We start from the raw sequence: 20,475 nt of genomic DNA, 5'->3' as shown, positions 1-20,475 counted from the left end.
CATAGTATGCAGTGTCAAGACCGTCGATCGGAGCCGGATGGACGACCAGGAGCTCGCCCGCGTCGAGGGCTTCGCCGAGGCCGACGAGATCCTGGGGTCGCGCCGGTTCGCCCAGGAGTCCAAGCACGAGAGCGCTCCGCTGATCGGGGGCACGGTCCTCGTCCTCGACGGGCCCGGGCACCTGCACCGGCGCCGGCTGCTCAGCCCGCTCGTCGCGCGCGGCGCGCTGGCCGGCTACCACGACGTGGTCGCCCGGACGCTCGACCGGTGCCTCGCCGACGCCGTCCGCCCCGAGGGCGACCGCTGGGCCGCGGACCTGGTCCCGTTCGGGCGCGCGGTGTTCCTGCAGTTCGCCGCCGCGCTCATCGGGTTCGACGACGTCACCGACCCCGACGCGACCGCCGAGCTCCTGCACCACCTCGGCCCGCTGCTGGAGGCCGTCACCGTCGAGTGGTCCACCCGCGACCACGCCACCGTGATCGCCGAGGGCGAGGCCGCCCGCGACGCGCTGGTCGACCGCTTCCACACCCCGGCCGCCCGGCACCGCGCCGGGCTGGTCGAGCGCGGCGACGCGCCCACCGACCTGCTCTCCCTGCTCGCCGCACACGGCGGCGAGTGGGACGACGACGCCGCGGTGCGGGAGGTGGTGCTGTTCCTGGCGGCCTCGACGCTGAACAACGCCGCGCTGCTGGTGCACACCGCCCACGCGCTGGGCGGGGCCACCGGCGACCCGACCGACGGCGACCCGACCGACGACGCTCTCCGCGACGCCGTGTTCGAGACCCTTCGGCTGCGCCCCCCGACGGTCGCGCTGGTGCGCCGCGCACTGACCGACGTGACGCTGCGCGACGGCCGGCTGATCCGGGAGGGCGAGCACGTGGCCGTCGACCTCGTCGCGGCCAACCGCGACCCCGCGGTGTTCGGGGCGGACGCCGAGGCGTTCCGGCCGGGCCGCCCGCTGCCCGACCGGGTCCGGCCGTGGGGCCTGGCGTTCGGCAGCGGACCGCACCTGTGCCTGGGCCGCGCCGTCGTCACCGGGAGCACGGCCGCGCCCGGCGTCCACGTGCAGGTGCTGCGCGCGCTGCTCGCCCTGGGCGTGCGGCCCGACCCGGACCGCCCGCCGGTCCTGGCCGCCAGCGCCCAGGTGCGCCACGACAGCTACCCGGTCCTGCTGGCGCGCCCCCGGTAGCACCGCTCAGGCGGGCGGCAGCGGCGCCATGCCCAGCAGCTCCCGGGCGCGGGCCGGCCCGGCGACCGGGCGCCCGAGCGTCTCGGCCAGCTGGGCCACCTTCGCCACGAGCTCGCCGTTGTGCGGCGTGCCGAAGCGGGCGTAGTCGTGGTCGCCCAGGCCGATGGAGACGTGGCCGCCGAGGACGATCGCCAGCGCCGCGAGCGGCAGGACGTCACCGCCGTAGCACATCAGCTGCCACGGCTCGCCCGGCGGGATCTCGGCGATCATGGCGTTGAGCGCGTGCACGTTGGTGCCCGCGCTCGACGGCCTGCTGGCCCCGGTGAAGACGAACTCCCACAGCGTGGTCGAGGGGGCGAGGCCCATCTCGCGGTAGCGCAGCGCGGTGCGGATCTGGCCCACGTCCCAGCACACCGTGGTGACGAACGACGACAGGTCGCCGAACACGCCCAGCACCGAGGCGATGTCGCGGCGGCTGTTGACGTAGACGCCGTCACCGGGGACGAACTGCTTCCCCGCCTCGTCCCAGGTGTCGATGTTCATCGAGCCGAAGTCGACCGGCACGGCGTCGAAGCGCAGCCGCGGGTCGTCGGCCAGCGCGCGCACGTGCTTGACCCGGTCCTCCACCCCGCTCTGGCTGATGTAGCCCAGCGTCGGCTTGGTGATCAGGTCGGTGGCGCCCCGGATGCCCTCCTCGGCCTCGCAGTAGAGCTCCACGGAGTTGTCCGGTGCGCCCGTCACGGCGTCGCGGCCGTGCCAGTGGATGATCGCCGCGCCGGCGTCGTGGCTGCGCACGGCCTCCCGCACGATCTCCTCCGACGAGTACGGCAGGTGCGGGTTGGCCCCCCGCATCGTCGACTCGTTGCAGCGGACCTCGATCATCAGCGGGTCGGTGCGCATCTCTGCGTGCTCCGTTCTCGTGGCGCCGGCCGGCGGTCGGCGGGCGCAGGACGCGCAGCACCCGCCCGGCGCGGGGCCGGACGGGTGCTGGACGGGCGGGTGCTGGACGGGTGCCGTGCGGGCGGGCCTCAGCCCTCGATGACCCCGAGCGCGCCGAGGACCTTCGTCGGCGTCAGCGGGGTCGCGGTGATCCGCTTCCCGCCGACCTGGGCGAAGGCGTCGTCGACGGCGTTGAGCAGCGCGGCCGGGGCGAGCACGGTGCCGCCCTCGCCGACACCCCGGGACCCGACCATCGTCGTGGTCTCGTACTCCAGGTGCACGATCTCGATCTCGGGCACCTCCGGCGCCGACGGCATGAGGTAGTCCATGAACGTCCCGGCGAGGTACTGCCCGTCGTCGCCGTAGGCGGAGTGCTCCAGCAGCATCCCGCCCAGGCCCATCGCGACGCCGCCGATCACCTGGCCGTCGACGACCGAGGGGTTGATGATCCGCCCGCAGTCCTCGACGACGAGGTAGCGGGTGACCGCGATCCGCCCGGTCTCCTGGTCGACCTCGATCCAGCAGGCGTGGCTGCCCTGCCCCCAGCCGCCGTTCTCGCCGTCGTACTTGACGGTCGCCTCGAGGTCGAGGTCGACGCCCTGCGGCATCATCCCGGGCGCCATGTAGCAGCCCATCGCCAGCTCCGCGAGCGCGACCTTCGACGCGGGCGCGCCCTTGACCGAGATCGTGGAGTCCTGGATCTGCAGGTCGTCCGGGTTCGCCTCGAGCATGTGGGCGGCGATGTCGAGGACCCGGCGCCGGACCTCGCGCGCCGCGACCATCGCCCCGCCGGTGGCCATCATCCCGGCCTTGCTGCCGCCGGTGCCGATCATGGTGAACACCGTGGCGTCGGTGTCGCCGAAGACGATCCGGACGTCGTCGTAGGCCACGCCCATCTCGTCGGCGATGACCTGGGCCAGCGTCGTCTCGTGGCCCTGGCCGTGCGGGATCTGGGTGGTGAAGGCCGTGACCTTGCCGTCGGGCTCGATCCGCAGGCGCACCGGCTCGTGGCTGAACGGGAAGCCGATCAGGCCCCAGAACTCCGGGGTGCCGGGGGCGGGCTCGTAGAAGGTACCCATGCCGAAGCCGAGCAGCCTGCCCTCGGACCGCGCCTGCTCCTGCTCGGCCCGGATCTCGTCGAGGTCGATCATCTCGACGAGCCGGTCGAACGTCTCGGAGGCGGTGACGCCCTCCATGACGAAGCCCGCGCCGCTGGTGACCGGCTGCTCGGTGACCGGGACGAGGTTACGCGTGCGCACCTCGACCGCCGAGATCCCGACCTCCCGGGCGATCATGTCCATCATCCGCTCGCGGATCAGCGTCTCGACCGCCCACGGCCCGCGCAGCGAGATGTAGGAGGCCTTGTTGGTGCACGCCACCGTCGAGGAGAAGCGGTAGGCCGGCAGCCGGTAGGGGCCGGGGAGCATGTAGCCGGCGATGTTGGTGACGACCGGGGCCGGCGGCATGATCGGGTAGGCCCCGTTGTTCATGACCATGCCGACGCGGAAGCCGAGCAGGGTGCCGTCGGCCTTGACGGCGGCCTCGATGGTGACCGACTCGTCGCGCGCCGCGCCCGCCGCGGTGAGGTTCTCGTTGCGGTCCTCGACCCACTTGAGCGAGGCGCCCAGGTGCTTGGCCGCCGCGCACAGGGCGACGTCCTCGCGGTAGATCGAGAACTTCAGGCCGAAGCTGCCGCCGATGTCGCTGGTGACGACCCGCATGAGGTTGATCGGCTGGTTGATGAAGCCCGACAGCAGCAGCCGCAGCAGGTGCGTGGTCTGCGTGGACGCCTCGTAGGTCAGCATCCCGGTGGACCGGTCGAAGGTGGCCACGCCGCCGCGGCCCTCCATCGGGGCGCAGCCCCACCGGTGCTGGTCGATGCGGTCGGTGAGCACGTGGTCGGCCTCGGCGAACGCCGCATCGATGTCGCCGTGCGCGATCTCGCCGGTGTGGATGACGTTGCCCGGCACGTCGTCGAACAGCTGCGGCGCGCCCTCGGCCAGCGCCTGCTCGGACGTCACGACCGGCGGCAGCGTCTCGTACTCGACCTCGATGAGCCCGGCGGCGTCCTCGGCGACGTACCGGTCGCTCGCGACCACGAGCGCCACCGGCTCCCCGACGTAGCGGACCTTCCCGGTGGCCAGGGCGGTGTAGGAGGGACTGAGCAGGTTCGGGATCGGGGCGCCGAGGTTGATCGGGTTGGTCAGGGCCGCCATCTCCTCGCCGGTGATGACCGCGACGACGCCCTCGACCTCGCGGGCCGCGGCGACGTCGAGCCCGACGAGGTTCGCGTGCGCGACGGTGCTGCGGACGAAGTGGCAGGTGAGGGTGCCGCGCTCCTGCACGTCGTCGATGTAGCGCCCGGTCCCGGTGAGGATGCGGACGTCCTCGCGGCGCTTGATCCGGGCTCCGACGAACCCGCCCATGACACTCGAGCTCATCGTGCGTCCTCCGTGGTGGCGGCCGTGCCGGTGGCGCCGGCGGTGGCGGCGGTCAGCGCGGCCTCGGCCCCGTCGACGATCGCCTGGTAGCCCGAGCAGCGGCAGATGTTGCCCGAGAGCTCCTCGCGGATCTCGGTCCGCGAGCGGGGGCAGGGCCGACCGGCCCGCGCGTCCTGCTCCAGGCCGTAGATCGTCATCACGAACCCGGGGGTGCAGAAGCCGCACTGGAAGGCGCCGCTCTCCCACAGCGCCGACTGGACGGGGTGCATCTCCCCCGGCTCGGCGATGCCCTCCACCGTGGTGACCTCGTGGCCGTCGGCGTGCACGGCCAGCGCCAGGCACGAGCGGACGGTGTCGCCGTCGAGCAGGACGGTGCACGCCCCGCAGACGCCGTGCTCGCACCCGAGGTGCGTGGCCGTCAGGCCGAGGTCCTGGCGCAGGAAGTCGGCCAGCGTGCGCCGCGGCTCGACCGTGGCCGTGCGGACCGCCCCGTTGACGGTGACCGTGATCTCCCGGTGGCTCACCGGTTCCCCCTCGCTCGGTCGGTGGCGGTCCCGAGGGCCCGCCGGACGAGCACGCCGGCGACGTGCTTGCGGTAGGCGCCGGACGCGTGGACGTCCGTCGCCGGGTGGAGCGCCGCGGACGTGGCCGCCGCGGCCGCGGCGAAGGCGTCGTCGCCCGGTGCCGCCCCGCGCAGCCCGGCCTCGGCCTCGGTGGCCCGCACGGGCGTCAGCCCGACGCCGGAGACCGCGATCCGCGCCTCGGCGATCACGTCGCCCTCGAGGCGCACGTGGACGGCGACGCCGGCCATCGCGAAGTCGCCGTGCCGCCGCGCGACCTCGACGAACGCCGCTCCGCAGCCGGGCCCGTCGACGGGGAACCGGACCGCGGTGAGCACCTCGTCCTCCGCCAGGGCGGTGGACAGGAAGCCGTCGAAGAAGTCGGAGGCGGCGACGGTGCGCTCGCCCCCCGGGCCCTGGGCCACCATCTCGGCGTCGAGGCACAGCGCCACGGCGGGCATCTCGGCCGCCGGGTCGGCGTGCGCGATGCTCCCGCCGATCGTCCCGCGGTTGCGGATGGCGGGGTGCCCGACCAGGCCCAGCGCCTCGACGACGAGCGGCACCGCGGCGGCCACCTCGGCCGACCGCTCCGCCGTCCGCTGGCGGCACAGGGCGCCGATGGTGAGCGTGGAGCCCTCGCGCGAGACGTCGGAGATGCCGCCGACCGCGTTGAGGTCCACGACGTGCAACGGCTGGCTCAGCCTCAGGTTGAGCAGGGGCATCAGGCTCTGACCGCCCGCCATGACCTTGGCGTCACCCGGGTCGTCGAGTCCCGAGAGGATCTTCACGGCCTCGTCGACCGAGGTCGGGGCCCAGTACTCGAAAGGCGCCGGCTTCATCGCTCCCCCTTCCGAGGGGTGGAATGCTTGATAACGATGAACCTAGAATCTCGGGTCCGAGAGGTATGTGTCAAGCGTCACGGGCACCTGCTTCGCCCGCCGGGGACCTCGTCGCGACGGCACCCGGGCGCCCGGTCACTCGGCGACGCGCGGCACCCCCGGACGGGGCAGGATGTCGATCATCATCTGCATCATGCCGCCGTCGGCCTCGAGGTTCTGGCCGTTCACGAAGCCCGCGGCGTCGCTGAGCAGGAAGGCGATCACGCCGGCCACCTCGGCGGGGTCGCCGATGCGCCGGCTGGCGACCATCTCGAGCCTGCGCCGCAGCGCGTCGGGGTCGGAGTTGAACCGCTCGGCCATCGGGGTGCGCATGATGCCGGGGCTCACCGCGTTGCTGCGGATGCCGCGGGGCCCCCACTCCACCGCCATCTGCCGGGCGAACATGATCGCCGCGGCCTTGCTCGGCGAGTAGGAGCCGGCGCGTGCCTCGGGCACGGTGCCGGCCACCGACGAGATCGTGACGATGCTGCCGCTGCGCTGGGCGAGCATCGGGGCCCCGAAGTGCTTGGTGCACAGGAACAGCCCGCGGGCGTTGACCGCCATGACCCGGTCCCACTCGGCGACGTCGAGGTCCTCCAGGCGCGCCCAGCTGATCACGCCGGCGTTGTTGACCAGGCCGTCGACCGTGCCGAAGTGCTCCACGGTCTGCGCGGCCGCGGCCGCGACCGACCCCTCCTCGGCGACGTCGGCCTCGACGGCCAGCGCGCGCCCGCCCGCATCGGCGACCTCGGTGGCGACGCGCTTCGCCGCCGCGGCGTCGACGTCGAGCACCACGACCGACGCACCGAGCCCGGACAGCACGTGCGCGGCGCTCTCCCCGAGGCCCTGCCCCGCCCCGGTGACGACGACGACCCGCCCCTCGAGCGTGACCAGGGGTGTGCCGCTCGGGTCCTGCTGTGCCATTCCGTGCTCCTCGGGTCGGTGCGGGGTGGATCGGTGCCGCTCAGGGGGCGACGGGCGTCGGCGGCGCGAGGCGCACCGGGCAGGACGTCGAGAGGTCGAGCACGGCGTTGATCCGGCCCAGCGCGAGCCACTTCGCCGCCGAGACCGTCAGCGCGACGACCTCCTCCGGCGTGAGCCCGGCCCGCACCCGCGCCCAGAAGGCGTCGTCGAAGGCGTCGGCACCCGCGACGAACCGCTCGGCGAACTCGATCGCGAGCACCTCCCGCGCGGAGTACCGGTGCCGCTGCGCCGGGTCGCCGACGCCGGCGTAGAAGTCCTCGTCCATCCCGTGCGCCGCCATGTCGTCCACGCGGGTCTCCCGGCAGACGACGCAGCCGTTGAGCTCCGCGATGCGCATCCGTGCCGCCTCGGCCACGCGGACCGGGAGCACGGCGCACTCCTGCACCGCCCGGCTGAACCCGTCGGTCGCCGGGCCCAGCTCCGGGACGAGCTCCCACAGGGGGGCGCGGCCGTCCCCGGCCGGCAGTGCGATGCGGTCCACGTCGACTCCTCGCCGGCGGCCCCGTTGCCGCCTATCCATATATATGGTTATCAGCGCAGAGGGAGGTGTCAACCCTCGCAGGAGGAGGTTCCCGTGACCGTCGACGACGCCGGACCGCGCCGCCTGGTGGACCGCGCCGAGATCCACGACGTCCTGATGCGGTACTGCCGCGGCGTCGACCGCGGCGACGCGGACCTGGTCCGCTCCGCCTACCACGAGGGGTCCTGGGACGACCACGGCTACTGGACGGGACCCGGCGAGGAGTTCGGCGAGTTCATCGTCGCCCGGCTGACCGGGGCCACGCTCCGGACCACGCACGCCGTCGCGAACGAGCTGATCGAGCTCGACGGCGACTCCGCCCACGTCGAGACCTACGTCTTCGCCTACCTCTGGAAGGCCGTCGACGGCGGCGACGGGGGCGGCGGCGACGGGGGCGGCGGCGAGTCCCTCGACCTCTTCGCCGGCCGCTACGTCGACCGCTTCGAGCGCCGCGACGGCCGGTGGCGGATCGCGCGGCGCACGGTCGTCCACGACTGGAGCTGCACCCCGCAGGTCCTGCCGCCCGCGCTCGGCCTGCCCGTCGACGCGTTCGTGCAGGGCAGGCGCGACCACGGCGACCTCGCCCTCGACCCGGGCCGCGACCGCGAGCCCGCCCACCGCACCCCCCATCGCGCCCCCCACGACGGCTGATCCCTACAGCTCGCGACCGGCCCGCTGCCCCTCGCGGACGGCCTCGGTGATCGTGCGCCGGCGCCACGCAGTCCCCCGCGGCGACGACCTGCACCCCGCGGCGCGCGAGCTCGACGGTGAGCCGGCCGCGGACGCGGCCGAGTGCACCTCGACGCCGTCCACGCGCGAGCGGGCGACCACGGCGGCGGTCGCCCCGTACCCGTCGAGCAGCTCCTCGATCTCCGCCTCGGTCATGGCGTGCGGACCTCGGGGGGAGGTGCAGCTCGGATGGACACCGCTCAGGCGGGGGCGCGCAGGCGCGCGGCGGCGGCGAGCCCCGCGGCGTAGGCCATCGTGGAACCGGGTCCCAGCGTCGCGCCGGCGCCCGGGTAGCCGGGGCCCATCGGGTGGGCCGTGGTGTTGCCGGCGGCGTAGAGCCCGGGCACCGGGTCGCCGAAGCTGTCGAGCGCGCGCCCGTCGCCGTCGGTCACCACGCCGCCCTTGGTCCCGATGACGCCCGACACGACCTGGACGGCGTAGAAGGGCGGCGTCTCGACCGGCCCGAGCGCGGGGTGCGGCGCGTGCTGGTCGCCCCAGTACCGGTCGTAGGCGCTCTCCCCGCGGTGGAACTCCGGGTCGAGGCCCGCGCGGGCCCCGGCGTTGAACCGCTCCAGGGTCGCCGCGAGCCCGGGTGCGTCGACACCGATCGCGTCGGCGAGCCCGGCGAGCGTCGGGGCCGACCGGATCCACGACGGCGTCTCCCGCCCCGTCCGGTGGCTGAGGAAGCCGTACTCGCTCAGGTGGCGCTGGTCGAACACCAGCCACGCCGGCAGGTTGGCGTAGTCGTAGGCGCGGGGGTCGAACAGGTGGAAGGCCTTGGTCATGTCGTTGTAGTTGTGCGCCTCGTTGACGAACCGGCGCCCGGCCCGGTTGACGATGACGGTGTGCGGGCCGGTGCGCTCGAACCGCAGCAACGTCGCGGTCTGCGCGCCGTCGGTCTTGTCGCCGGGCACCAGGACCATCGGGCCCCACCACGCCTCGCGCATCGACCCCAGGCCGGCGCCGGCCTTGGCCGCCATCCGGATGCCGTCGCCGGTGTTGTGCGGGGGGCTGCAGCTGCCGTGCACCGGTCCGGACAGGAAGTCGGCGACCATGTCCGGGGCCCACTCGAACCCGCCGCAGGCCAGCACCACCTCGGCCCCCTCGAACCGCACGCCCCCGGCCGCGGTGACGCCGACGACGGCGCCGTCGGACACTAGCAGCCGCTCGGCCGCGCACCCGGTCACGAGCGTCACGGCGGCGTCGGCGCAGGCCTTGACCAGCGGGGCGACCAGCGCGCGGCCCCGGGCGACCAGGCCCCGCTCCGCCCGCGCCCGCAGCTCCTCCTCGGGGAAGCGGGTGAAGATCCGCCACTCCTCGTACTCGCGCATGGTGAACGGCAGGCGCGCGTCGGGGCGCAGGCTCGCGGCGAGCTCGCCGAGCTGCGTGGCGTCGTAGAGCTCCGGGTCGAGCGAGCGGCCGCCGGGGTGCGCGCCGTCCCACTCCGGGTGATAGTCGGGGAACGCGGCCATCGGCACCATCCGCAGGCCGGTGCGCCGCTCGAGGAACTCGAGCATCTCCGGGCCGCGGTCGACCAGTGCCGCCAGGACGTCGGGGTCCGTGCGCCCCGCGGTGACGGCGGCGAGGTAGCGCAGCGCGGCGTCCCGGTCGTCCGCGATGCCCAGCTCCGCCATCCGCCGGTTCAGCGGCACCCACAGCATCCCGCCGGACACCGCCGCCGTGCCCCCGAGGTAGGGCGCCTTCTCCAGCACCGCGACCCGGGCCCCGCCGTCGGCGGCGGCCAGCGCCGCCGTGAGGCCGATGGCCCCCGATCCCACGACGACCACGTCCGCCGCCGCAGCGACGTCCCCGCACCACACCCGCATGACGACTCCTCGATCGGTGGACCCCTCAGGACCTGCGCGCCCGCTCGCGGTCGGCGGTGCCGGCATCGACCCCGGTCTCGCGCAGCGGCGCCTTGCGGACCTTCCCCGACGGCGTCAGCGGCAGCTCGTCGGCGAACCGCACGTAGCGCGGCACCGCGAAGGCGGGCAGCCGCTCCTCGCACCACCGCCAGAGCTCCTCGGCGGTGAGCCCGGCACCGGGCTCGGGCACCACGACGAGCAGCAGCTCGTCCTCGCCCGCCTCCGCATCGGCCGGGACCCCGACCACGGCGCACTCGGCGACCCCGGGGTGGGCGAGGATCGGCTGCTCGACCTCGTAGGAGCTGATGTTCTCCCCGCGCCGGCGCAGGGCGTCCTTGAGCCGGTCGACGAAGTAGTACCAGCCCTCGGCGTCGCGGCGCAGGCCGTCGCCGGTGTGGAACCACAGGTTGCGCTGCGCCTCCGCGGTGCGCTCGGGCATCCCGTAGTAGCCCGAGCACATCGTCCACGGCAGCGCCGCCCGCACGACGAGCTCGCCGACCTCGCCGACGGGCACCTCCTCGTCGGTCTCGGGATCGACGAGGCGCACCTCGAAGTACTCGTCGACGAGCAGCCCGGCCGCACCGGGCGGGCGCGGCTCGCCGTAGGGCGTCAGGATCGGCATGGCGATCTCGGTCAGCCCGAAGTTCTCGACGAAGGCCTCGATGCCGAACCGCTCGGCGAAGTCGTCGGCGACCGAGGTGGCGAGCGGGACCGCGTAGAGGCAGCGCAGCGCGTTGTCGGCGTCGTCGGGGCGGCGCGGCTGCTTGTGGACCCAGTCCATCATCACGCCGACGAAGTTGGTGACCGTCGCCCCGCACGCGCGCAGCTGCTCGACCCACCGGCTCGCGCTGAAGCGGCGCTGGAGCACGAAACGGGCGCCCACGATCAGCGCCGGGTAGGCCGCGAGGAACTGGGCGTTGCCGTGGAACAGCGGCCCGACCGACATGTAGACGTCGTCGTCGGTGAGCCGGGTGAGCGACACGCACTCGTCGGCGAAGAAGTGCATGTGGGCGTGCGGCATCATCACGCCCTTGGACAGGCCCGTCGTGCCCGAGGTGAACAGGATGGCCGCGAGGTCCCGAGCCCCGACCTCGGGCAGCACCGCCGGCCGCGGGGCCGAGGTGAGGACGTCGAAGGGCTCGGCCGTGCGGCCCGCCGCCCGCAGCAGCGCCAGCGCCGCGGCGGAGTCGGTGCCGCGCCCGGTCACGTAGAACGTCCGGATCGCCTCCGCGCCCGGGACGTCGAGCAGGTGCGCGGCGAACTCCGGGTCCAGCACCGCCGCCCGCGGGTCGACGGTCCGCACCTGGTGCTCGAGGAACGCCCCGCGGTAGGCGGTGTTGATCGGCACCTCGACCAGCCCGGCGACCGCCGCCCCGAACCAGCCGGTGATGTACTCGGCCGAGTTGGCCGCCATCAGCAGCACCCGGTCGCCGGGCGCGCAGCCGCCGTCGAGCAGGGCGCCCCCGATGCGCTCGGCAACGTCGAGCACCTCGGCGTGGGTCAGGCGCACGTCCTGCCCGGGGACGTCGAGGAAGACGCGGTCGGCGTGCGTGACGCCCCGGTGCCGGAGCACGGCGGGCAGCGTCCACGCGGAGCGGTCGGCGAAGGTGGGGGTCAGGTCGCGGTAGTACCTCATTCCGGCGCCCGCCCCGGGAACCGCGGGGGCCGCTTCTCCATGAAGGCCGCGGCGCCCTCGCGCATGTCCGGCGACCCGATGGCCTGCACGAGCATCCCGAGGCCGGAGACGAAGTTGTCGCGGCAGGCGTTCCACCACATGTTCGACGAGGTCTTGGAGATCTCCAGGTACCGGGGGCTCAGCGCCAGAAGCTCGTCGGCCCAGCGCGTGACCTCGGCCTCGAGCTCGTCGTCGTCGACCACGGCGTTGACCCAGCCCAGGTCGAGCGCCTGCTCAGCGGTGTAGCGGCGGCACATCATCGAGATCTCCTTGGCGCGCTTCTCGCCCACCGACACGGCCAGCAGGTTGGTGCCGCCGAGCACGGGGGCGCTGCCGACGCGCGGGCCGGTCTGCCCCAGCTTCGCGCTGCGGGCGGCGATCGCGAGGTCGCAGGCGACGACCAGCTCGTTGCCGCCGCCGGCCGCGGCGCCGTTGACGGCGGCGATCACGGGGCGGGGCGAGAGGCGGATGGCGTCGAAGAGCTCCAGCGACGCGAAGAACATGCCGCGCAGCTCCTCGGGGTCCGGGTCGGCGAGCTCGGCCAGGTAGCCGCCCGCGCAGAAGGCCCGGCCCGTCCCGGTGATGACGACGACCCCGGACGCCGAGGCGTCGCGCACCGCGCGGGTGAGCTCCGCCCCCATCGCCCGGTCGTAGGCGTTCATCCGGTCCGGCCGGTTCAGGCGGATCCACGCGACCTCGCCGCGCTGCTCGACCTCGACGTCACTCATCCGCGCCTCCTCGCCGTCACTGATTACTATCAGCCTGGATTTTGCTGGTCAACGACTCCGCGACCGGAGCGCGACCTCACCGTGACACTACGTGGTTAGGGCCCTGACGACGCAGCACTCATCGGCCTGCACGAGACCTTGTCCGTGCGAAAGTGACCCTGCTAACGTGATAACTATATACATCATCCCCACGGAGAGGTGAGCGTCGATGACGATGCGCACGATGGATGAGCGGTCCGCCCGGACCGACCGCGCCGGCCGACGGGCCCCCAGGATCCGCGCCGCGGCGGCGCTCGCCGCCGTCGCGCTCGGCGCCGCCGCCTGCGGTGGCGCGGCCGGCGGTGGCGCGGCCGGCGGCGGCCAGGAGGCCGGGGGCGTCGAGGAGCTCGAGCTGCAGATGGCCAGCTTCCTCAGCCCGACCACCGCCCAGGGCCAGGCCATCACCTGGTGGATGGAGCAGCTGGAGGAGCGCACCGGGGGCCGGGTCACCGTCGACCCGTTCTGGGACGCGTCGCTGCTGGGGGCCGAGGAGGTCCGCGACGGCGTCCGCGACGGCCGGGTCGAGCTCGGCAACATGACCTACGCGTACACCCCGAGCGACTTCCCGATCACCTCGATGGTCGAGGTGCCGTTCCTCGGCGACAACATCGGGGCGCAGATCCGCGCCCTCAACTCGCTGTACCAGAGCGACGAGGCCTTCCGCGGGGAGTGGGAGGAGAAGCAGGGCATCAAGGTTCTGTCCTTCATCGGCATCCCACCGGCGCTCACCGGCGCCAAGGAGCCCGTCACCACGGTCGACTGGTACCGCGGCAGGACCGTCCGCGCCAGCGGCTTCTTCGTCCGCGCCCTCGAGGCCGTCGGGGGCAACCCCGCCGCGATCCCGGTGCCCGAGACCTACGAGGCCATGCGCACCGGCACGATCGAGGCCTACGGCGGGCTGATCCTCGACGTGATCACCCCTCTGAGCCTGCACGAGGTCGGCGGGCAGATCCACGACCCGGGCCTGGGGCACTACGCCAACTCGACGTGGACGATGTCGATGGACTCCTGGGAGTCGCTGAGCCCCGAGCTGCAGGCGATCGTCGAGGAGCTCAACGCCGAGTTCCCCGAGCAGCTCCTGATCGCCGCGGAGCGCACCGAGGACGAGGCCTGCACCACGATCCTGGAGGCCGGCGGGTCCGCCACCATCTTCAGCGCGGAGCAGACCCAGATCTGGCGCGACGCGATCGGCGACGCGCCGATGCGGGCGTGGATGGACAAGGCCGCCGCCGCGGGTGTCGCCGACCCCGCCGCGCTCTACGAGCAGTTCCGCAGCCTCTACCAGGAGGCCGAGACGGGCGAGTACGCCGACTACCGGTCTGGCATCGAGCGATGCGCGAGCAGGTAGCTCCGACCGACCGCGGCGCGGGTCTCCGCGCTGCGGTCGACCTCCTGTCCCGCTGGTCCTCCTGGGTCTCGGGAGCGCTCACGCTCGTCCTGCTGGTGATGCTGGTGGCCGAGGTCGCCGTGCGCGAGGTCGTCGGGCGCTCGCTGCTGGGCACGATCGAGCTGAGCGAGGTGCTCCTCGTGTTCATCGTCGCCCTCGGCGCCGCCTACGCGCAGAAGGCCGGTGCGCACGTCAGCACCGACCTCGCCACCTCGCGGTTCGCCCCGACCCCCGCCGCCGTGATCCGCGTGAGCGGCATGGTGGTGGCCGCGGGGTTCCTGTTCTGGACGGCGTGGGCGTGCTGGGAGCGGGGCCTGGAGGCCTTCGCCTCCGGGGAGTCCCGGTTCGGCATCACCTCGGTGCCGGTCTGGCCCGCGCGGCTCGTGCTGCCGCTCGGGCTCGCCCTGCTCGCGGTGCAGTGCCTGTTCACCGCGCTCGACGCGTGGCGCCGCCGCACCGCGGACGCGCCACCGGCCGGACCGGGCACGCTGTCGGGCAGGGAGCCGGTCGATGTCTCCTGAGCTCCTGCTCGGCCTGGTGGTCGCGCTCCTGATCCTGCTGATCGCGGCCGAGGTGCCCGTCGCGTTCTCGCTGCTGGCCTCGGGCGCCATCGGCCTGATCCTGCTCAAGAGCTCGGGCTACGCCACGAACACCCTGGCGAACCAACCCTTCGCCACCACCGCGGCGTTCAGTCTCGTCCTGGTCCCCATGTTCGTGATCATGGGGATGTTCGTCGTCTCGGCGGGCATCGCCCAGGACGTCTACGCCGTCGCCGCCCGGACCTTCCGGCGGCTGCCGGGCGGGCTGGGCATCGCCACGGTCGCGGCCTGTGCGGGCTTCGCCGCCGTCACCGGGTCCAGCGCGGCCACGGTGGCCACCATCGGCCGGATCTCGATCGCCGAGATGCGCCAGCACGGCTACCGCACCTCGTTCGCCGCCGGCATCGTCGGGGCCAGCGGGACGCTGGGCATCCTCATCCCGCCCAGCCTCATCCTGGTCATCTACGGCACGCTCACCGGCGAGTCGATCGAGAAGCTGCTGCTCGCCGGCGTCATCCCCGGCGTCTTCACCGCGGTCATGTACTCCGTGGTGGTCTTCGTCCGGGCGCGCAAGGAGATCGGGCCCCAGTTCGTCGTGCTGCCGGAGGACCACGGTGCCGCTGCCGACACCGGGGGCGGCACCGGCACCGGCGGTGGGACCGCGGTGGACGTCGAGGTGTCGACGCGCCAGGGCCTGGCGGCCTTCGCCAAGGTCGCCACGCTCTTCCTCATCGTCGTGGTCGGCATCTACAGCGGGCTGTTCACGGCCACCGAGTCCGGCGCGATCGCCGCCTTCGCCGCCCTGCTCATGCTGGTGTGGACCTCGGTGCGGCGCCGCGAGGTCCGCCTCTGGCCGCTGCTCAAGCAGGCCTTCGAGGAGACCACCGCCGTCAGCACCATGATCTTCATGCTGCTGATCGGCGGCGGCGTCTTCACCTTCTTCATGGTGGCGGGCGGCTACGCCCGGGACTTCGCCCAGTGGGTCACCGAGCTACCGGTGAGTCCCCACCTCGTCGTCGTGATCATCCTGCTCGCGCTCATCCCGCTCGGGATGATCCTCGACGGCATGTCGATCCTGCTCATCACGGTGCCGCTGACCTACCCCGTCGTCACCGAGCTCGGCTTCGACGGGATCTGGTTCGGCATCCTCGTGGTGAAGCTGATCGAGATCGGGCTGGTCACCCCGCCGGTGGGGATCAACTGCTACGTCGTGGCGGGCTCGTCCCCGGGGGTCCGGGCGGAGGACGCCTTCCGGGGCGTGGCCCCGTTCGTCGCCATGGACATGGTCACGACGGCGATCCTGTTCGCCTTCCCGATCATCACGCTGTGGCTGCCGAACCTGGCGTCGGTCTGACGACGCGCGCACGAACGGAAGGACTGCAGCAACGGTGACAGCAGCACCCCGACCGGTGGTCGTGGTGGGTGCCGGGCTCGGCGGGCTGGCGACCGCGGTCGCCGCCCGCGAGCTGGGCCATCCCGTCACCGTGCTCGAGAAGAGCGCACAGGTGGGCGGGGCGGCGTCGTACTCGGGCGGCCAGGTCTGGGTCGCGGCCAACCACCTCGAGGACCGTGCGGGCATCGACGACAGCCTCGCCGACGGCGAGCGCTACGTGCGCCACCTCGCCCGCTCCCACCCGCAACTGCTCGACGAGACCGCGATGCACCGCTGGCTCACCGAGGCACCTCGGGCCGTGCGGTACTTCGAGGCCGTCGGCGCCGTCCGGTGGTCGATCATCCCCGGCTACCCCGACTACTACCAGGACGCGCCGGGTGCCAAGCTCGCCGGGCGGTACCTCACGGCGGTCTACGACGCCCGGCGACTCGGGGAGCACCGTCGGGAACTGCGGGTCTCCCCGCACTTCCCGGTAGGCACCACCTACGACGAGCTGCTCGCCGCCGGGCTGCGCGCGTCCGCGTTCGGCGCGGGCGCGTCCGGTACCGCGGTGCCGCGCGGCGACCTGCTGTCGTTCGGGACGGGCGTCGTGGCGGGGTTCTACCGGGCCGCGCTGGACCGCGGGACGCGGGTCCTGCCCGAGCACGAGGCCGTCGAGCTGGTCGTGGAGGGCGGGCGCGTCGTCGGCGTCGAGGCCTGCACCCCCGACGGGCTGGTCCACCGGTTCGACGGAGCGGTCGTGCTCGCCACGAGCGGCTACGACTGGGACGACGAGCTCGCCGCCGAGCACCTGGGCCTGCAGCCCGGGGACCGGGGCAGCGTCGCCCCGACGACACTCACCGGCGACGGGATCCGACTCGCCCGCCAGGCGGGCGGGACGGTGACCGCGGTCCCGGCGAACCGGGTGCCGATCCAGCTCGGCTACCCGACCGAGGGCTACCCCGGCTTCGCCGTGGCGCGGGAGCACTCCCTGCCGCACACCTTCATCGTGAACGGTGCGGGACGGCGCTTCGCCGACGACGCGGTCTACTGGGAGGTCGTGAAGGCCGCACTCGTCCCGGGCAGCACGGCGATGCCGTGCTGGATGATCTGGGACTCCCGCCACCACGCCGCGTACGGCCTCGGCACCACCCCGCCGGGCGGCGAGTACCCCGACGGCCTGGTCACCTCGGCACCGACGCTCACCGAGCTCGGCGAGCGCCTGGGCATGGACGGCGACGCACTGACCCGGACCGCGGAGAGGTTCAACGCGCACGTCGCCGAGGGCGCGGACCCGGACTTCGGCCGCGGGACGAACCTCACGTGGCAGAAGTTCCAGGGCGATCCGGAGCAGCCGGGCAACCCCAACCTCGGCGAGGTCGACACACCGCCGTTCCACGGGATGCGGTTGCGGATGGTGAGCACCGGCATCGGGCTGAGCGGTGTCACCGTCGACCCGGACGGGCGCGTGCTCGACGACGCGGGTGTCCCCGTCCCCGGCCTGTACGCGGCAGGGGCGGTCGCGGCATTCCACTCCTCGGGCACCGGCTACAACAGCGGTTTCTCGCTCAGCCGGGCCCTCACCCTGGGTCTGCTGGTCGCCGAGGGCATCGGGCCCGACGGACGGTGAGGCAGCAGGTGCTCAGCCCTGCTCCCCCGCGCCGCCGAGCAGCACGGCGTCGTCGGCGCCTCCGTCGTTCCACGGGGTGACCAGCGCGCCGCTGGGCGCCCGGTAGCGGTCGGGCAGCTCGTCGACCATGTCCAGCGCCATCGACAGCCGGCCGTAGCCGACGAAGGCCGCGACGTTCATGCCCAGTTCCACGACCTCGGCCTCGCCGAAGTGCTCGCGCAGGTCGGCGACGGTCGCGTCGTCGATGGAGAGGTGGTCGGTGGCCAGCCGGTCGGCGAAGCGCAGCGCCGAGCGCTCGGCGGGGGTGAGGTCGGGCGACTCGTCCGGGCGGGCGAGCTGGCAGACCAGCCCCTCGTCCACCCCGTCGGCCGCGCCGTCGGCGTAGCGCACCGCCATGCAGCTGCGGCACTGGTTGTGGAACGCGACCCGCAGCCGCACCAGCTCCACGAGGCGCCGCGGCAGCAGCCCCGGGCGCCGCAGCTCGGCCATGAAGCGCACGTAGGCCTCGGCCAGCTCGGGGCGGTGGGCGTAGAAGCGGATGTTGCCCAGCTCGAGTGGTGTCTTCGTGTCGGCTCCGACGAGCGCCCGCAGGCCCGCGGGGAACTCCTCGGCGCTCAGCATCCGGATGCGGGCCACGGGCACTCCTCCTGGTCGGTCGTCGGGCGGGCGGGCCGCGGCGCGACCGGTCCGCTCACGGGGCCACCTCGATGGCCTGCTCCGGGCACGCCGCCGCACCCGCCTCCGCGTCGTCCTCGGCGCCCGGCGGCACGGCCGCGACGGGCAGGCAGAAGCCGTCGTCGTCGAGCTCGTAGACGGCGGGGGCGGTCGCGCTGCACTGCCCGTGCCCGGCACAGGCCATCCGGTCCACCTCGACGCGCACCGCGCCCTCCTCTCCGCGGACGACCTCGTGAATCGGTCGATCCATGGATATAGTACTCATGTTACCGCCCCAGACCGAGGAGAACCGATGAGGGAGTGGACGGAACCCCCGCACATCGCGACGATGACCAAGGTCGCGGACTACCGGGAGATCGACGAGATCCTGCGGTCGAAGGACTTCCGCCAGGGCTCGCACACCGAGAGCCGTCCGCTGTTCGGGGGATCGCTGCTCCTGCTCGACGGCCCCGAGCACCGGGAGCGGCGCCGTCTCGAGAACCCGCTGTTCGACCGGGCCGCCCTGATGTCCTACGACCACGAGGCGCTGGGCCCGGTGATCGAGCAGGTGATCGACGAGTGCCGCGCGCTGGACGACGGCGACGGCCGCGTGCGCGTCGACCTGGTCCCGCTGGTGCGCACCATGCTGCACCGCATCTCCGCCGCTACCACCGGGATCGACGGCGTCGACACGCCCGCCCGGACCGAGCGCTTCCGCTTCTTCGTCGACCGCCTCGGCGCCGCGGCCACCGTCGAGTGGTCGACCGAGGACCACGACGAGGTGCTCGCCGAGGGCCTGCGCCTGCGCGCGGAGTTCGTCGAGGAGTTCTTCGGGCCGTCGGAGCAGCGGCGCAAGGACCTCGTCGTGGGGTTCCGGGCCGGGCGCGTCGACCGCGCGGACCTGCCGGTCGACCTGCTGACGCTGCTGCACCTGCACTGGGACGACGACTGGGACGACGAGCTGCCGCTGCGCGAGGCGACGCTGTTCCTCGTCGCCGCCACCCAGACGACGACGCACACGCTGCCGCACGCGCTGCTGCACCTGCTGGACTGGATGCGTGACCACCCCGGGGACCGGATCGGGGCGAGTGACCCCGCCTTCCTCCGCCGGGTCGTCGACGAGTCGCTGCGGCTGCACCAGCCGGCCCCGACGCTGCTGCGCTACGCCACGAGCGCGGTCACCCTCGCCTCCGGGCGCCACATCGCCGAGGGCGAGCGCGTGGCACTGCTGTTCACCCCGGCCAACCGCGATCCCGGGCTGTTCGGGGCCGACGCCGACGAGTTCGACCCGCACCGCACGACGCCGCCGGGGATCCGCCCGTGGGGGCTGACCTTCGGCAGCGGTCCCCACGTGTGCGTCGGGCGCCCGCTGGTGACCGGGCTCGCGAAGCGCGACGGCGAGCAGCCGACCGAGGGCACCATGCTGCGGATCCTGCGCGCGCTGCTGCGGACCGGCGTGGAGCTGGACCCGGACCGCCCGCCCGTCCGGAACCCCTCGAGCACCCACGACAACTACTCGAGCATGCCGGTCGTGCTCACCGCGCTCCGGCGCTGAACCAGCTCCGCCGCCCGCCCTCGGGGGGCGGGCGGCGGAGCGGGTGTCAAGCCGGTTCGCGGGACTCCAGGATCCCCTGGGCCGCGGGCAGCCAGGACGCGACGCCGGCGAACGGCATCGCGGTGAGCGCGGCCTCCACCAGCTGCTCCTCGGTGGCGCCCGCGGTGCGGGCGCCCCGGGCGTGGATGGTCACGAACCGCGCCTGGTACTCCCCCGCGTTGACCGCGCAGAGCAGCAGCTCCATGTCGCGCGGGGGCAGCGGCGTCTCGGCGAGCGCCGCCTGCCGCATGAGGAAGTAGCCCTCCAACGCCGGGCCCGCCCGCTCGCCCAGCAGCTCGACGTAGTCCGGGACGAAGCCGAAGTAGCTCTCGAAGTAGGCGTAGGCCCCCGGCACGTCCGCGTCGCCGGGCGCGCCCGGCTCCCCCCCGGGCGGGCCGTAGGTCCGCTCGACCGCCTCGGCCAGCAGCCGGTGCGGCTCGACCCCGCGGGAGATCAGCAGCCCGACGACCGCGCCCTCGGCGTGTTCGCGCGGCAGCCCGGCGGCGGCGGCCGCGGCGACGTGGTGCCCGACGAGCTCGACGTCCCGCTTCACCGCGCAGACCGCGGCGGCGAACAGCAGCTTCGTGGCCCGGGGCAGGGCCCCGTCGGCGTCGAGCACGTCCCCGACCCGCGCGAGGCCCTCCACGAACTTCGCCGAGCGCCGCTCCAGGCCCGGCAGCCCGGACCCCTCGGGCAGCCACGCCGCCACCCGTCGACCGCCCGGTGTCACGACCTCGTCGACCTGCACTCCA

The 20,475-nt window shown here is 73.7% G+C and carries 20 protein-coding genes; 7 read left to right on the top strand and 13 right to left on the bottom strand.

The window, feature by feature from the left end:
• Window positions 1-37: 37 nt before the first annotated feature.
• Window positions 38-1,189, top strand: coding sequence for a cytochrome P450 (locus tag I4I82_RS25290; RefSeq protein WP_218591028.1), 1,152 nt, complete (start codon window positions 38-40; stop codon window positions 1,187-1,189).
• A gap of 6 nt (window positions 1,190-1,195) precedes the next feature.
• Here the strand turns inward: I4I82_RS25290 and I4I82_RS25285 are convergent, their stop codons facing one another.
• The 6 genes from I4I82_RS25285 to I4I82_RS25260 form a co-directional block, all read right to left on the bottom strand.
• A complete protein-coding gene (locus tag I4I82_RS25285) occupies window positions 1,196-2,089 on the bottom strand; it encodes a beta-keto acid cleavage family enzyme (RefSeq protein WP_218591027.1) in 894 nt (297 codons plus the stop codon).
• 128 nt (window positions 2,090-2,217) lie between these two features.
• Window positions 2,218-4,569, bottom strand: a complete 2,352-nt coding sequence (locus I4I82_RS25280; protein WP_218591026.1) for a xanthine dehydrogenase family protein molybdopterin-binding subunit — start codon at window positions 4,567-4,569, stop codon at window positions 2,218-2,220.
• Entirely contained in the window at window positions 4,566-5,093 is a 528-nt protein-coding gene (locus I4I82_RS25275; RefSeq protein ID WP_218591025.1) for a (2Fe-2S)-binding protein, read from the bottom strand. The genes I4I82_RS25280 and I4I82_RS25275 overlap by 4 nt, the downstream gene beginning before the upstream one ends.
• Window positions 5,090-5,968, bottom strand: a complete 879-nt coding sequence (locus I4I82_RS25270; protein ID WP_218591024.1) for an FAD binding domain-containing protein — start codon at window positions 5,966-5,968, stop codon at window positions 5,090-5,092. The genes I4I82_RS25275 and I4I82_RS25270 overlap by 4 nt, the downstream gene beginning before the upstream one ends.
• A gap of 135 nt (window positions 5,969-6,103) precedes the next feature.
• Window positions 6,104-6,931, bottom strand: coding sequence for an SDR family NAD(P)-dependent oxidoreductase (locus I4I82_RS25265; RefSeq protein WP_218591023.1), 828 nt, complete (start codon window positions 6,929-6,931; stop codon window positions 6,104-6,106).
• Between the two features lie 40 nt (window positions 6,932-6,971).
• Window positions 6,972-7,472, bottom strand: a complete 501-nt coding sequence (locus I4I82_RS25260; protein ID WP_218591022.1) for a carboxymuconolactone decarboxylase family protein — start codon at window positions 7,470-7,472, stop codon at window positions 6,972-6,974.
• A 93-nt stretch (window positions 7,473-7,565) separates the two neighbouring features.
• Here I4I82_RS25260 and I4I82_RS25255 point away from each other — a divergent pair, with 93 nt between their 5' ends.
• Window positions 7,566-8,162 carry a nuclear transport factor 2 family protein gene (locus tag I4I82_RS25255; RefSeq protein ID WP_218596070.1) on the top strand — a complete coding sequence of 199 codons (597 nt, stop codon included), beginning with the start codon at window positions 7,566-7,568 and terminating at the stop codon, window positions 8,160-8,162.
• 3 nt (window positions 8,163-8,165) lie between these two features.
• Here I4I82_RS25255 and I4I82_RS25250 read toward each other — a convergent pair whose 3' ends face one another.
• From I4I82_RS25250 to I4I82_RS25235, 4 genes are read right to left on the bottom strand one after another with little or no spacing between them, the layout of a single operon-like run.
• Window positions 8,166-8,396: a hypothetical protein gene (locus I4I82_RS25250; RefSeq protein WP_218596069.1), complete on the bottom strand. Its 231-nt coding sequence runs from the start codon at window positions 8,394-8,396 to the stop codon at window positions 8,166-8,168.
• 44 nt (window positions 8,397-8,440) lie between these two features.
• On the bottom strand, window positions 8,441-10,066 hold the full coding sequence (locus tag I4I82_RS25245; protein WP_218591443.1) for an FAD-dependent oxidoreductase: 1,626 nt from the start codon (window positions 10,064-10,066) through the stop codon (window positions 8,441-8,443).
• 25 nt (window positions 10,067-10,091) lie between these two features.
• Entirely contained in the window at window positions 10,092-11,741 is a 1,650-nt protein-coding gene (locus tag I4I82_RS25240) for an AMP-binding protein (RefSeq protein WP_218591442.1), read from the bottom strand.
• Window positions 11,738-12,508 (bottom strand): enoyl-CoA hydratase/isomerase family protein, encoded by a 771-nt coding sequence (locus I4I82_RS25235; RefSeq protein ID WP_218591441.1) that lies wholly within the window; start codon window positions 12,506-12,508, stop codon window positions 11,738-11,740. Before I4I82_RS25235 ends, I4I82_RS25240 begins: the two co-directional genes overlap by 4 nt.
• Window positions 12,509-12,731: 223 nt before the next feature.
• On the opposite strand from I4I82_RS25235, the gene dctP reads away from it, so the two are divergent.
• The 4 genes from dctP to I4I82_RS25215 are packed head-to-tail and all read left to right on the top strand — an operon-like array spanning window position 12,732 to window position 17,475.
• Window positions 12,732-13,895 (top strand): TRAP transporter substrate-binding protein DctP, encoded by a 1,164-nt coding sequence (dctP, locus tag I4I82_RS25230; protein ID WP_218591440.1) that lies wholly within the window; start codon window positions 12,732-12,734, stop codon window positions 13,893-13,895.
• The gene (locus I4I82_RS25225; protein WP_218591439.1) at window positions 13,880-14,455 is read left to right on the top strand and encodes a TRAP transporter small permease subunit; all 576 of its coding nucleotides are present in this window, start codon (window positions 13,880-13,882) and stop codon (window positions 14,453-14,455) included. Before dctP ends, I4I82_RS25225 begins: the two co-directional genes overlap by 16 nt.
• On the top strand, window positions 14,445-15,827 hold the full coding sequence (locus tag I4I82_RS25220) for a TRAP transporter large permease (RefSeq protein ID WP_218591438.1): 1,383 nt from the start codon (window positions 14,445-14,447) through the stop codon (window positions 15,825-15,827). The genes I4I82_RS25225 and I4I82_RS25220 overlap by 11 nt, the downstream gene beginning before the upstream one ends.
• 34 nt (window positions 15,828-15,861) lie before the next feature.
• Window positions 15,862-17,475, top strand: coding sequence for an FAD-dependent oxidoreductase (locus I4I82_RS25215; protein WP_218591437.1), 1,614 nt, complete (start codon window positions 15,862-15,864; stop codon window positions 17,473-17,475).
• A gap of 12 nt (window positions 17,476-17,487) precedes the next feature.
• On the opposite strand, the gene I4I82_RS25210 is transcribed toward I4I82_RS25215, so the two are convergent.
• The gene (locus I4I82_RS25210) at window positions 17,488-18,111 is read right to left on the bottom strand and encodes a carboxymuconolactone decarboxylase family protein (protein ID WP_218591436.1); all 624 of its coding nucleotides are present in this window, start codon (window positions 18,109-18,111) and stop codon (window positions 17,488-17,490) included.
• Window positions 18,112-18,166: 55 nt separating this feature from the next.
• A complete protein-coding gene (locus I4I82_RS25205) occupies window positions 18,167-18,400 on the bottom strand; it encodes a ferredoxin (protein WP_225920679.1) in 234 nt (77 codons plus the stop codon).
• Between the two features lie 42 nt (window positions 18,401-18,442).
• Between I4I82_RS25205 and I4I82_RS25200 the strand changes: the two genes are divergently transcribed.
• On the top strand, window positions 18,443-19,684 hold the full coding sequence (locus I4I82_RS25200; protein ID WP_218591435.1) for a cytochrome P450: 1,242 nt from the start codon (window positions 18,443-18,445) through the stop codon (window positions 19,682-19,684).
• 46 nt (window positions 19,685-19,730) lie between these two features.
• Here the strand turns inward: I4I82_RS25200 and I4I82_RS25195 are convergent, their stop codons facing one another.
• Window positions 19,731-20,471 carry a carboxymuconolactone decarboxylase family protein gene (locus tag I4I82_RS25195; protein ID WP_218591434.1) on the bottom strand — a complete coding sequence of 247 codons (741 nt, stop codon included), beginning with the start codon at window positions 20,469-20,471 and terminating at the stop codon, window positions 19,731-19,733.
• Between the last annotated feature and the right edge of the window lie 4 nt (window positions 20,472-20,475).

Source organism: Pseudonocardia oceani, assembly GCF_019263585.2.
In the GTDB taxonomy this organism is placed as follows: Bacteria; Actinomycetota; Actinomycetes; order Mycobacteriales; family Pseudonocardiaceae; genus Pseudonocardia; species Pseudonocardia oceani.
This window is presented reverse-complemented; position numbering and strand designations above follow the sequence as displayed.